The 12,019-nt window shown below is 68.2% G+C and carries 11 protein-coding genes; 9 read left to right on the top strand and 2 right to left on the bottom strand.

What is annotated here, in order from left to right; translation table 11 throughout:
• Position 1: 1 nt before the first annotated feature.
• Together rdgB and hemW are read left to right on the top strand one after the other, a co-directional pair.
• Positions 2 to 598 (top strand): RdgB/HAM1 family non-canonical purine NTP pyrophosphatase, encoded by a 597-nt coding sequence (rdgB, locus tag AM586_RS09430; RefSeq protein ID WP_047823502.1) that lies wholly within the window; start codon positions 2 to 4, stop codon positions 596 to 598.
• The gene (gene hemW, locus AM586_RS09425; protein ID WP_047823505.1) at positions 595 to 1,839 is read left to right on the top strand and encodes a radical SAM family heme chaperone HemW; all 1,245 of its coding nucleotides are present in this window, start codon (positions 595 to 597) and stop codon (positions 1,837 to 1,839) included. Before rdgB ends, hemW begins: the two co-directional genes overlap by 4 nt.
• Positions 1,840 to 1,849: 10 nt before the next feature.
• Here the strand turns inward: hemW and AM586_RS09420 are convergent, their stop codons facing one another.
• Entirely contained in the window at positions 1,850 to 3,172 is a 1,323-nt protein-coding gene (locus AM586_RS09420) for a carbohydrate porin (protein ID WP_047823605.1), read from the bottom strand.
• A gap of 323 nt (positions 3,173 to 3,495) precedes the next feature.
• Here AM586_RS09420 and AM586_RS09415 point away from each other — a divergent pair, with 323 nt between their 5' ends.
• The 7 genes from AM586_RS09415 to AM586_RS09385 all read left to right on the top strand — a co-directional run bounded on the left by AM586_RS09415 (position 3,496) and on the right by AM586_RS09385 (position 10,329).
• Complete coding sequence (locus AM586_RS09415; protein WP_047823507.1) at positions 3,496 to 4,689, top strand: pyridoxal phosphate-dependent aminotransferase family protein; 1,194 nt, start codon at positions 3,496 to 3,498, stop codon at positions 4,687 to 4,689.
• Between the two features lie 88 nt (positions 4,690 to 4,777).
• Entirely contained in the window at positions 4,778 to 5,479 is a 702-nt protein-coding gene (locus AM586_RS09410) for a response regulator transcription factor (RefSeq protein WP_047823509.1), read from the top strand.
• The gene (locus tag AM586_RS09405) at positions 5,460 to 6,827 is read left to right on the top strand and encodes an ATP-binding protein (RefSeq protein ID WP_047823511.1); all 1,368 of its coding nucleotides are present in this window, start codon (positions 5,460 to 5,462) and stop codon (positions 6,825 to 6,827) included. Before AM586_RS09410 ends, AM586_RS09405 begins: the two co-directional genes overlap by 20 nt.
• 66 nt (positions 6,828 to 6,893) lie before the next feature.
• Complete coding sequence (locus tag AM586_RS09400) at positions 6,894 to 7,592, top strand: hypothetical protein (protein WP_047823513.1); 699 nt, start codon at positions 6,894 to 6,896, stop codon at positions 7,590 to 7,592.
• Between the two features lie 2 nt (positions 7,593 to 7,594).
• On the top strand, positions 7,595 to 8,173 hold the full coding sequence (locus tag AM586_RS09395; protein ID WP_052233380.1) for a DUF4337 domain-containing protein: 579 nt from the start codon (positions 7,595 to 7,597) through the stop codon (positions 8,171 to 8,173).
• 20 nt (positions 8,174 to 8,193) lie between these two features.
• Complete coding sequence (locus tag AM586_RS09390) at positions 8,194 to 8,538, top strand: hypothetical protein (RefSeq protein WP_047823515.1); 345 nt, start codon at positions 8,194 to 8,196, stop codon at positions 8,536 to 8,538.
• A gap of 165 nt (positions 8,539 to 8,703) precedes the next feature.
• Complete coding sequence (locus AM586_RS09385) at positions 8,704 to 10,329, top strand: glycosyltransferase family 39 protein (protein ID WP_060567058.1); 1,626 nt, start codon at positions 8,704 to 8,706, stop codon at positions 10,327 to 10,329.
• Between the two features lie 13 nt (positions 10,330 to 10,342).
• On the opposite strand, the gene AM586_RS09380 is transcribed toward AM586_RS09385, so the two are convergent.
• Positions 10,343 to 11,989 carry a methyl-accepting chemotaxis protein gene (locus tag AM586_RS09380; protein WP_307163301.1) on the bottom strand — a complete coding sequence of 549 codons (1,647 nt, stop codon included), beginning with the start codon at positions 11,987 to 11,989 and terminating at the stop codon, positions 10,343 to 10,345.
• Positions 11,990 to 12,019 lie beyond the last annotated feature (30 nt).

Raw genomic sequence — 12,019 nt, 5'->3', positions numbered from 1 at the left:
CATGACCCAACGCCTCATCCTTGCCTCCAACAACGCAGGCAAGCTCAAGGAATTTGCCCAGCTGCTGGCGCCGATCGGTTTCGAACTGCATCCGCAGGGCGAATTCGACGTTCCCGAAGCCGAGGAGCCCTTCGGCACCTTCATCGAGAACGCGCTGCAGAAGGCCCGCCACGCCGCGCGCCTGACCGGACTGCCGGCGCTGGCCGACGATTCCGGCGTCTGCGTGAACGCCCTCGGCGGTGCGCCCGGCGTGCTGTCGGCGCGCTATGCCGGCGAGCCGAAGTCGGACGCCCGCAACAACGACAAGCTGATCCAGGATCTCGCCGGCCACGCCGACCGGTCGGCCTATTACTACTGCGTGCTGGTCTACGTGCGCCATGCCGACGATCCGCAGCCGGTGATCGCCGACGGCGTCTGGCGCGGCCGGATCGTCGACACGCCGCGCGGCGCCAACGGCTTCGGCTACGACCCTTATTTCCTGATCCCGGAACTCGGCAGGACCACCGCCGAGCTCGAGCCGTCCGAAAAGAATGCGATTTCCCACCGCGGCCAGGCGATCCGGGTCCTGGTCGATAAACTGGGCGAGCTCCTGAAATGATCCCGATCAAACCCGTCGGCAATGGCATCGCGGCGAACCTCGAGCCGCGTTCGCCCGCCACCGCCGCCCTGCAATACCTGCAGCCCGGTTCCCTGAACCTGGCGGCGCTGCCGCCGCTGTCGCTGTACATCCACTGGCCCTGGTGCGTGCGCAAGTGCCCCTACTGCGACTTCAATTCGCACGAGTCGAAGGGCCCGATCCCGGAGCAGGAATACCTGGACGCGCTGCGCGCCGACCTCGAGCAGTCGCTGCCGCTGATCTGGGGCCGCAAGATCCACACCGTCTTCATCGGCGGCGGCACGCCGAGCCTGATGTCGGCCGCGGGACTGGACCGCCTGCTGTCCGACCTGCGCACCCTGCTGCCGCTCGAGATCAATGCCGAGATCACGATGGAAGCGAATCCCGGCACCTTCGAGGCCGAGAAATTCAAGGCCTACCGCGCCAGCGGCATCAACCGCCTGTCGATCGGCATCCAGAGTTTCAATGGCCGGCACCTGCAGGCGCTGGGCCGCATCCACGACGAGAACGAAGCCCGGCGCGCGGTCGAGATAGCGCAGGCGAATTTCGACAACTTCAACCTCGACCTGATGTACGCGCTGCCCGGCCAGACGCTCGAGGAAGCGCGGCGCGACATCGAGACCGCGCTGGGCTTCGCGCCGCCGCACCTGTCGCTGTATCACCTGACGATGGAGCCGAACACCGTGTTCGCGAAGTATCCGCCGCAGCTGCCCAGCGACGACGAGAGCGCCGACATCCAGGACATGATCCTCGAGACGATGGCCGGGGCAGGGTACGAGCACTACGAGGTGTCGGCGTATGCGAAGCCGGGCCACCGCGCGCGCCATAACCTGAACTACTGGACCTTCGGCGACTATCTCGGCATCGGGGCCGGCGCCCACTCCAAGCTGTCCTTCCCGCACCGCGTGCTGCGCCAGGCGCGCTACAAGCAGCCGGCTTCCTTCATCGAGGCGGCGCAGAAGGGCAACGCGGTGCACGAGGAACGCGAGATCGCGCGCGGCGAGATGGGCTTCGAGTTCATGCTCAACCTGCTCCGCCTGACCGAAGGCTTCGACCCGAACCTGTTCGGCGAGCGCACCGGCATGTCGATTACCGCCATCGAGAAGGCCCTGAACGAGGCCGAGGCCAAGGGCCTGATCTACCGCGACTTCAAGCTCATCAGGCCGACCGAACTGGGACAGCGCTTCCTGAACGACCTGCAGGAGATGTTCCTGGGCGACTGAGCCCGGGTTCTCAGTAGGCGATATGCAGGCGCAGCGAGCCGACGTCGACCGGCCCGCGCGCCCGGTTGTAGCCGGGGTTGGCGATGTGCTGGAAGTCCAGCGACAGCGCGGCGCCCGCGGCCAGCGGAATCCGGTAATACGCCTCGGCGATCGATTCCGGCCGGTAGTCCAGGCGGCCGTCGCCGATGAAGGCGCCGACGCCGCCGGCGGCCAGGTAGGCGCGGTGCGCCGCCGACAGGCTATTCCGCACCAGGGCCAGGCCGAGCGTGTCGCCGGCGCGTCCCCACGCCGAGCCCTGCAGCGTAAGCCCTGCCGACAGCGAGCGCTCGATCTCGGCGAAGGCATAGGTTTCCGACTTCCCGTCGTTCCAGCTGGCGCGCACGAACAGGCCGGCGTCCTCGCCGAGCGCCTGTTCGGCATTGAGGCCGGCGCCGAGCTTGCTGCGTTCGCGGCGCACCTGCGCCACGTCCGGCACGCCGCCGCCGGCCGCCGCCAGCGCGTCGCCAAATCCCCCCATGCGCGCGCGGTCGCGGAACACCAGCAGGCGCAGCTTGCCGGGCTGGCCCAGCCAGGCGGTGGCGCGTTCGAGTTCGAGCTGGTCGCCGTAGTGGCGGAAGATGCGCTTGTCGAGCGCCAGGCCGTTCGACTCGGCCGGCACCAGGAAGCGCCCGCCGCGCAGCGCCCAGGGGCCGTCGATGTATTCCAGCGCCGCGCCCCAGCTGTAGCCGCGCGCGTCGGCCGCGAAATCCCAGGCCCCGTGCGCCAGCAGCGCCCAGTTCAGGAACTGGCTGCGGGCATCGTGGGCATAGGCGTTGTTGTCGAAGATGTCGCTGACGGCCAGGTTGCCGGCGGTGAGCACGAGACGGCGCCTGGACACCGCGCCGGCCAGCTGGTTCAGGTCCGATGCCACCGCCTGGCGCTCGCCGCCCAGGTCCCAGGTCTGGCGCAGGAACAGGCGCGCGCGGTACAGGGTCGGATTCGGCCCGCTGGTCTTCTGCTGCTCGCCATTGCTCATGCCGCCCAGGCCGTGCAGGTTCGAGAACGCCTTGCCCTGCACCAGTTCCGGATCGAGGTAGAGCTCGGCCCCGGCCCACGGACGCAGGCCGAAGGCGGCGGTGGCGCTGAAGGAATAGCCGGTCTCGCGCTGCGGCAGCAGGCTGGCCGGCCCGCTGTAGGAGGCCGGGAAGGATGGCTTGAGCTGCCAGACATAGGTGGCCTGGGCGTGGGCGTTCCAGGTTTCTTCCTGCGGCAGTTCATCGGCGCGCACCGTGGCGGGCGCCAGTGCGGCCAGCAGCAGCCACGGCGCAGCCTGCTTGAATTGATCGAAACACATCGCTTTCTCCGTCGGGATGCGCAGCATATTGCCATGCACGTTTTCAAAGCGGCGGCGGATTGCGGCCGGCGCGCATGATAGTTTGCTGCGGCGCAGCATGTCATTACGATTCGGTAATTGAGCCGTCCTTACAACAGTTCGGGGTAAAGATTGTCTTGCTGTCATCGACATTACCGAACCGTAATTTTCCTCCCGATACGGCGCACCTATACTGCGCTCGATTCGCGCATGCCGGCCGCCGGCCGATCCCTGCCGCGGCCGCCGCGCCGCCGCACTGCGCCTCGTCCCATTCGACTTCCAACCAAGACCGCACCACGACCACCATGCACGACCTGAGCGATATCGCCGACTGGCTGCAGAGCCACGCCATCCATCACGAATCGGCGGTGCACGACACGCTGCCGGACCCGGTGTTCCGCGTCAACGGCGAGGCCGCCGTCTCCTTCAGCACGAATAACTACCTGGCGCTGGCGAATCACCCGCGCCTGGTCGAAGCCGCCAAGGCCGGCCTCGACCGCTATGGCGTCGGCAACTGCGAGTCGCGCCTGCTGGGCGGCGACCTGCCGGTGTACCGCGAGCTGGAGCGTCGCTTGGGCGCCCTCAAGCACAAGACCGATGCGGTGCTGTTCGTCACCGGCTACATGACCAATATCGGCGTGCTGTCGACGCTGACCAAGGCCGGCATGCTGGCGCGCCTGCACGGCTTCCGTCCCAAGAAGCGGCGCAAGTACGCCTACTTCACGGACGAGTACAACCACATCAGCATCCGCGAAGGCATCCTGATGTCGGGCGCCGAGCGCCATACCTACCGCCATGCCGACATGGACCACCTGGAATCGCTGCTCAAGGCCGCCGACGGGATCAGCCCGATCATCGTCAGCGATGGCGTGTTCAGCATGGAAGGGACGATCGCGCCGCTGCCGGAACTGACCCGGCTGGCCGAGCGCTACGGCGCCATCCTGTACATCGACGACGCCCACGCAACCGGCGTGCTGGGCGCGAACGGCGGCGGCACCTCCGAGCACTTCGGCTGCTACAGCCCGACCATCATGCAGATGGGTACGCTGAGCAAGGCGCTCGGCGCGATCGGCGGCTTCGTCGCCCTCGACAGCGAGATGGCCGAGGTGCTGCGCCTGACCAGTTCGGCCTACGGTTTCACCTGCCCGCCGCCGCCGGACCAGGCCAACGCCCTGCTGGCCGCGCTCGACATCCTGCAGGAAGAGCCGCAGCGCCGCGCGCGCCTGTGGGACAACCAGCGCTACTTCGTCGAGCGCATGCGCCCGCTCGGCTACGAGCTGACCTCGACCGCCACGCCGATCGTGCCGGTCCTGATCGGCGACGCCGCGCGCTGCCAGCACTTCGCGCGTGCGCTGCGGGCCGAGGGCGTGCACGTCGACGCGATCCAGTTCCCGGCGGTGCCGGTGGGCCAGGCGCGCCTGCGCTTCATGATGAATGCAGGCCATACCCGCGCCCAGATCGATCACGTGGTCGACGTGATGGCGCGCTTGAGCGCGTGATCCGCGGCCGCGGCGCCCGGCTTACGGAACCGTAATCCCCCAAGGCCCGCCCACTCGCCTATACTGAGTTTTTTTCCTCTTAGCAGCCATGCCACACTGTCTCGTCATCGAAGACGACGCCGAAACCCGCGACTACCTGCGCGCCGGCCTCGAGTCCGCCGGCTACACCGTGCTTGCGCTCGACAATGGCAGCGACGGCAGCACCCGGCTGCGCGAACGGCGCTGGGATATCGTGGTGCTGGACCGCATGCTGCCCGGCCAGGTCGACGGCGTCGGCATCCTCGAGCAGATGCGCGCGCGCGGCGACATGACGCCGGTGCTGATCCTGAGCGCCCTGAACAGCGTCGACGAGCGCGTGCGCGGCCTGCGCGCCGGCAGCGACGACTACCTGGCCAAGCCCTTCGTGATGTCCGAACTGCTGGCGCGGGTCGCCAACCTGACGCGCCGGGCGAGCTGGTCGCACGAGGTGACCCAGCTGCAGGTGGCCGACCTGCAGCTCGACCTGCGCACCAGCCGGGCCACGCGGCGCGGCGTCGCGATCAACCTGCAGCCGCGCGAATTCCGCCTGCTGGAGTACCTGATGCGCCACGAGGGCCAGATCGTGACCCGCACCATGCTGCTGGAAGGCGTCTGGGAATACCATTTCGATCCGCAGACCAATGTGATCGACGTGCAGATCAGCCGCCTGCGCAGCAAGATCGACAAGGATTTCGATCCACCCCTCATCCACACGGTGCGCGGCGCCGGTTATGTACTGAGCCCTTCGGGTTATGGCCCGGCTGCGTCTTAGCCTGCGCGGCTCGATCGCCGCGCGGCTGGCGGTCGGCTACGGCCTGCTGGTGGCGCTGTCGGTCGCGGCGCTGTCGGCGATCTTCTACTTCGGCACGGTCGGCGTGTTCGAGCGTTCGCTGGACAACAAGATCGAGGCCATCGCGCAGAACCTGTTCCGCGCCTGGCGCGACGAAGGGGACGTCGGCCTGGTGCGCCAGATCGACCTCCAGCTGCATGACCGGATCGACAGCGACACCGAACTGGTCGGCCTGGTCGACGGCGACGGGCGGATCCTGATCGGCAACCTCCCGGCCTTGCAGGGACCCTTGCCGCCGCCGGGCGAGCTGGTCTTCGAGGAAGTCCATCGCAGCAAGGGGCTGGTGTCGGTGCGCCTGACGGCGCTCCCGCTCGGCGATGGCCGGCGGCTGGTGGTCGGGCGCGACCTGAGCGAACTCGATGCGATCCGCGAGGTCATCGAGCGGGCGCTGCTGATCAGCTCGCCGGTATCGCTGCTGCTGGCCTTCGCCGGCGCCCAGCTGTTCCGGCGCCTGATCGAAGCGCGCGTCGGGCACATCCGGCGCACGGCCGCGCGCATCGAAGCCGGCGAATTGTCGAGCCGGATCGCGGTGCAGGGCAACGACGAGTTCGCGCGGCTCGGCGCCGACATCAACCAGATGCTCGACCGCATCGAGTCCTTGATGGAAGGGGTGCGCCACGTGTCGAACGCGATCGCGCACGACCTGCGCACGCCGCTGAGCCGGGTGCGCAGCCGGCTGGAGCGGGCGCTCGAGGCCTCCGCCGAGCCACGCGCGCTGGTCGGCGACGCCCGCCTGGCGATCGAGGAAATCGACAACCTGATCGGCCTGTTCGACAAGCTGCTGCAGATCGCGGCCGCCGAAAGCGGCGTGCGCACCCGTTCCTTCGGGCTGCTGGACATCGCCGCCATTGCGCGCGACATGGTCGAACTGTACGAGGCCGCCGCCGAGGAGCGCGGGATGGTGCTGCGCTACACCGGCGTGGAGACGCTGAGCGTGCACGGCGACCGCGACCTGCTGGCGACCGCGCTGGCCAGCCTGATCGACAATGCGATCAAGTACGCACAGTCCGGCGCCCATGTCGACATCGGGGTGCACGGCGGCCAGCTGGACAGCGTGGTGTCGGTGCGCGACTACGGCCCGGGCGTGCCGGAAGCCGACATCGGCCGCCTGTGCGAACGCTTCTACCGGGTCGACCAGAGCCGCCACCTGCCGGGCAACGGCCTCGGGCTGTCGAGCGTGAGCGCCATCGCGCAACTGCATGGCGCCAGCGTGCAGCTGCGCAACGCCAGGCCGGGCCTGGAAGTCAGCCTCGTGTTCCCCAAGCGCTAGCTGAACATTGCCAAACGGTAATCCGTGGCGATTCGTGCGCGTCCGGAAACGAGGCATACTCGCCCCATGCGAAGAAACCTCGAACGGCACATGCGCGAGTTCTGGATCGCACGCGGGGCAATCCTGGTCACGGCGGCGCTCAACGCCATCCTGATCAATAAGCTGACCGTTTTCCCATGGTGGCTGGCCTCCGTGCTCGAGGTGGCGCTGCTGGCGCCGCTGTCGGTCGCCACGGCCTGGAGCCACAGCCAGATGCGCCGCGCCACCAGCGAGCATCATTGGCAGCTCATCCACCGCCACCGGCGCATCATCCGGCGCGCGGCGATCGTGCTGACCGCCATCATCACGCTGATCAACTTCCAGTCGCTGTATGTCGTGCTCCACGCCCTGCTGTACGGCGCCAGGGGAACGACCGGGCAAAGCCTGCTGATCGACGCACTGAACATCTGGTTCACCAACGTCGTCGTGTTCGCGCTATGGTTCTGGAATATCGACCGCGGCGGCCCGGCGACGCGCGCCTTCGTGAAACAGCCGGTTGCCGACTTCCTGTTCCCGCAGATGGGCTCCGGACTGCCGGGAAGCGAGGAGTGGACGCCGGGATTTTTCGATTACCTGTTCGTGTCGTTCACCAACGCGACCGCCTTTTCGCCAACCGACACGCTGCCGCTCACGGTCCGCGTCAAGGTGCTTTTCATGGTGGAGGCGAGCGCCTCGCTGCTGACGGTGGGCCTGGTGGCGGCGCGCGCCGTGAACATACTGGCATAGACATGGACGACGACGATTACGACATTCCCACGCCGCACGAGCATGCGGTCGAAGAGGCCGCCGAACGGGACCAGGACGGCCTGGCGCAAAAGGTCGCCCTGATGACGGCGATCCTGTCGACGGTCGGGGCGCTCATCAATTACCAGAGCGGGAACGCGCAGACCGAAGCGATGTTCCTGAAAAACGAAAGCATCCTCAAGCAGACCCAGGCCAGCGACCAGTGGGCCTATTACCAGGCCAGGTCGACCAAGGCGCACATCGCCGATGCGGCGGCGGCGCTGGCCGGCGAGCCGGCGGTGCGGGAGCGCTTCGTCGCGGAGCGCGCCAAGGAAGACCGGGAACGGGCCGAGGTGCAGCGCACGGCGGTGCGGCTGGAGGCGGAGTCGCGCAGGCTGGCGGCCGAGTCCGATGCCAAGCTGCGTCCGCACGAGCGGCTGGCGCTGGCGCTCAGTTGCGTACAGATCGCCGTCGCGCTGGCGGCCATTACCGTGCTGACGCGCCGCCGCTGGCTGCTGTGGGGCGTCGGGGGCGCGGCGCTGGTGGGCCTCGGTGCTGCGGCCTCCGCTTTTATGGTGTCATGATTTTTTAAAGGAGAAGTGTAATGAAGAAAACGTCGATCGCCCTCATCGTGGGCATGCTGATGGCCGGCTCGGTGCTGGCGCAAACCACCGTCCCGAATCCGGTCGCCCCGGCCTCCGGCAGCGCGGCCTCGAGCACCGTGACGCCCGCCGGCAAGACCGGCAAGGCCGCCAAGGCCGCGCCCGCCGCAACCGCGCAGGCGCCCGGCGGCGGCGCCGGCAAGGTGTGGGTCAACACCTCCAGCAAGGTCTACCACTGCGAGGGCGACAAGTACTACGGCAAGACCAAGAAAGGGGAGTACATGCCGGAAGCGGACGCGAAAGCCAAGGGCTTCCATGGCCCGCACGGCAAGTCTTGCGCCGCTTGAGGTGACGAATCTCAAAGATGACTAGACCGTAATCCTTGCGTGATGCATGCGTGGCTAGAATCGCTGCGTATGGACTTCTCGCGTACCCTTGCCGCACCCGATGTCCCCCCGCGGCAGCGGATGCCGGCGGCGCCCGGCTCTCCGCCGGGCCGCGGGCGGGGCTTCATGCTCGCCGCCCGCGGCTGGGCCTTCGTCTGCTTCGTTCTCGTGTATGCGCTGTCCGGATTGACCGGCCACGACCCGTGGAAACAGGACGAAACCTATATCGCCGAGATCGTCCGCAGCATGTCGGACACGGGCGACCTCGTGGTCCCGACGATGGCGGGCGAAGCCTTCATGGAAAAGCCGCCGCTGTATTACTGGGCGGCGGTGGCGAGCGCCCGCTGCCTTGCACCGGTCCTGCCGCTGGCCGACGGCGCGCGCCTGGCGAGTGGCCTGTTCGTGCTGCTGGCCTGCGCTGCGCTCGCCCGTTGCGGCCGCCGCTGGCGCGATCGCGAGTTCGGGCGCAGCGCCGTGTTCGTGCTGCTGGCCTGCCTTGGACTGGAAGCCTATGCGCACCAGATGCTGACCGACCTGGCCCTGCTGGCCGGGGTGGCGATCGGCCTGGCCGGCCTGCCGCGCTGGCGCGAGCGGCCGCTGAGCAGCGGATGCGAAATCGGCACCGGGGTCGGGGTCGGCTTTCTCGCGAAAGGCCTGATCGCGCCCGGCGTGTTCGGCCTGACCGCGCTGTTGCTGCCCTTGTGCTTCAGCCGCTGGCGCCGGCGCGCCTACCTGCATACCGTCCTGGCGGCGCTGCTTGCTGCGCTGCCCTGGCTGCTGATCTGGCCCGCGGCCCTGTATCTCCGCTCACCGGCGCTGTTTTCCGACTGGTTCTGGCTGAACAATATCGGGCGTTTCGTCGGCTTCTCGGTGCCCGAACTCGGCGCGCCCCACGACAGCGGCTTCTGGCTGCGCAATCTGTGGTGGATCACGCTGCCGGCCGCGCCGCTGGCCCTGCTGTCCCTGTGGCGCGAACGGCAGGCGCTGCGTACCGATGAGCTGATGCAGGCATGCCTGCTCATGTGCGGCGTGGTGCTCGCGATGCTGACGTTTTCCGCCTCCGCACGCGGCGGCTATGCGCTGCCCCTGTTGCTGCCCTTGTCCTTGCTGGGCGCCCGCAGCGCCGTGTCGCCCGGAGCGCGCGCCGAGCGCGTGTGGCGCCGGTCCGGGCAACTGGTCTTTGGCGGCATCGCGCTGCTGGTGTGGCTGGGGTGGGGCTACATCATGTTTTCCGGTAATCCGCTGCAGCTGGACGCCTTGTACGCCCAGCTGCCGCCCAGTCCCGAGCGGCGCATCCGCGCCGCCGTCCTCGGATGCTGTGCGGCCGCGAGCGTCGTGGGCATCGCGCTGATGTTCTGGCGCCGCCCGCGGCAGGCCGCGCTCCAGACCTGGACCGTCGGACTTGCGCTGTGCTGGCTGCTGTTGGCGGGGCTGTTCATGCCATGGACCGACCAGGTCAAGTCCTATCGGGAAGTCTTCGCGTCGCTGCGTTCGGCCCTGCCGGCATCCGCCGGGTGCATTGCCAGCGATGGACTCGGGGAGAGCGAACGGGCGATGCTGCGCTACTACGACGGCGTGATCACGCAAAGGCTGGAGCTGCAGCCGCATGCCGATTGCCGGCTGCTGCTGCTGGAAGATTCGCACGGACAGGCGCCGCACCGACCCGATAGCCGCATCTGGACCGCGGTCTGGGAAGGGAGCCGGCCTGCGGACGACCGGGAACGGTTCCGGCTGTACCGGCGCCGTTCCTGAAGGTCCGTTTCGCTTAATGTGCGGCGACGGCCGAGGCCAGGCGCGGCAGGGCGCCAGGTTCGTGGCGGGCGCCGCCCGCGCGCGCCGTCGGGGCCGCGGCGCCGGCTTCCGCGAGGCGGAAGCGGGCCATCAGCTGCGCCAGCCGCGCCGACTGTTCCTGCATGCTGGACGCCGCCGCGGCGGCTTCCTCGACCAGGGCCGCGTTCTGCTGGGTGACCTGGTCCATCTGCGTGATCGCCGCATTCACCTGGTCGATGCCGGCGCTCTGCTCGCGGCTGGCCGCGGTGATCTCGGCCATGATGTCCGCCACCCGCGCCACGCTGGCGACGACTTCCTCGATCGTGGCGCCGGCCTGCTGCACCAGCTTGGTGCCGGTATTCACCTGGGCGACCGAGTCGCCGATCAAACCCTTGATCTCGCGCGCCGCGGTGGCCGAGCGCTGCGCCAGGTTGCGCACTTCCGAAGCCACCACCGCGAAGCCGCGGCCCTGCTCGCCGGCGCGGGCCGCTTCCACCGCTGCGTTCAGCGCCAGGATATTCGTCTGGAAGGCGATGCCGTCGATGACGCCGATGATGTCGACGATCTTGCGCGAGGCGCCGTCGATGGCGCCCATCGTGTCGACCACCTGGCCGACGATCTCGCCGCCGCGCGCGGCGACCGTTGATGCCGCCTGGGCCATCTGGTTGGCCTGGGTGGCATTCTCGGCGTTGTGGCGCACGGTCGAGGTCAATTCTTCCATCGAGGCGGCGGTTTCCTCCAGCGAGCTGGCCTGCTGTTCGGTGCGCGCCGACAGGTCCAGGTTGCCGCTCGCGATTTCGGTGGAGCCGGAAGCGATCGTCCGCGTGCCTTGCTGCACCTCGGACACCACCTTCGCCAGGCCGTCGTTCATGGTCTGCATGGCGCGCAGCAGGTCGCCGATCTCGTCGCCGCGTCCGCGGTCGAAGGAACCGGTGAGGTCGCCGTCGGCCACCGTCTCGGCCACTTTCACCGCGCGCGACAGCGGGCGGACGATGCTGCGCGTGATCGCCACCGCGGCGAATGCGCCCAGTGCGATCATCAGGACGCCCAGCAGCAGCACGAGGCGCACCCGTTCGTCGGTGGCGGCGCGGCTGGCCTGCGCCATCTGGTCGATGGTGCTGCGCTGCATCGCCAGCAATTCCTGCAGCGAGGCCGAGTAGGCCCGGGCGGCGGGCGCGAAACCTTCGTCGTAGCGGCGTTCGGCGGTGATCGCGTCGCCGGCCTTCTTGGCATTCATGACCTCGACCTTGGCGGCCTGGTAGCTGGCGCGCAGCGCCTGCACCTTTTTCAGATGCTCCTTTTCCGCCGGCGAGTCGAGCAGCGGCTCGACCTTCTTGATGATCTCGGTGGTGCTGGTGACGCTGTCGGCGATGTCCTTGGCGAACACGGTGCTCAGCGTCGTGTCGTTGCTGCGCGCGATCAGCGAGGTGCGGACGATGGCTGAATACGTGTTCGTGTTCCAGTCGGATACCAGGCGTTCCTTGGTCAGCGGGACTGCCAGCATCTTTTCGGTCGCGTCGGCGTTGGCGCGGGCGGCCAGCAGGGCGGAAGCGGTGGCAATGGCGGCAAGCGCCAGGATCAGGGCAAAAGCAACGGTCAGACGGCTACCGATGCGCATGTGACGCAGGAAGTACTTCATCATCTCCGGTTTTCCTCTTGGTATGAATAATTA

This window comes from Massilia sp. WG5 (assembly GCF_001412595.2).
GTDB lineage: Bacteria > Pseudomonadota > Gammaproteobacteria > Burkholderiales > Burkholderiaceae_D > Telluria.
The sequence above is the reverse complement of the archived record's forward strand: the minus strand, read 5'-3'. Positions and strand labels throughout refer to the sequence as shown.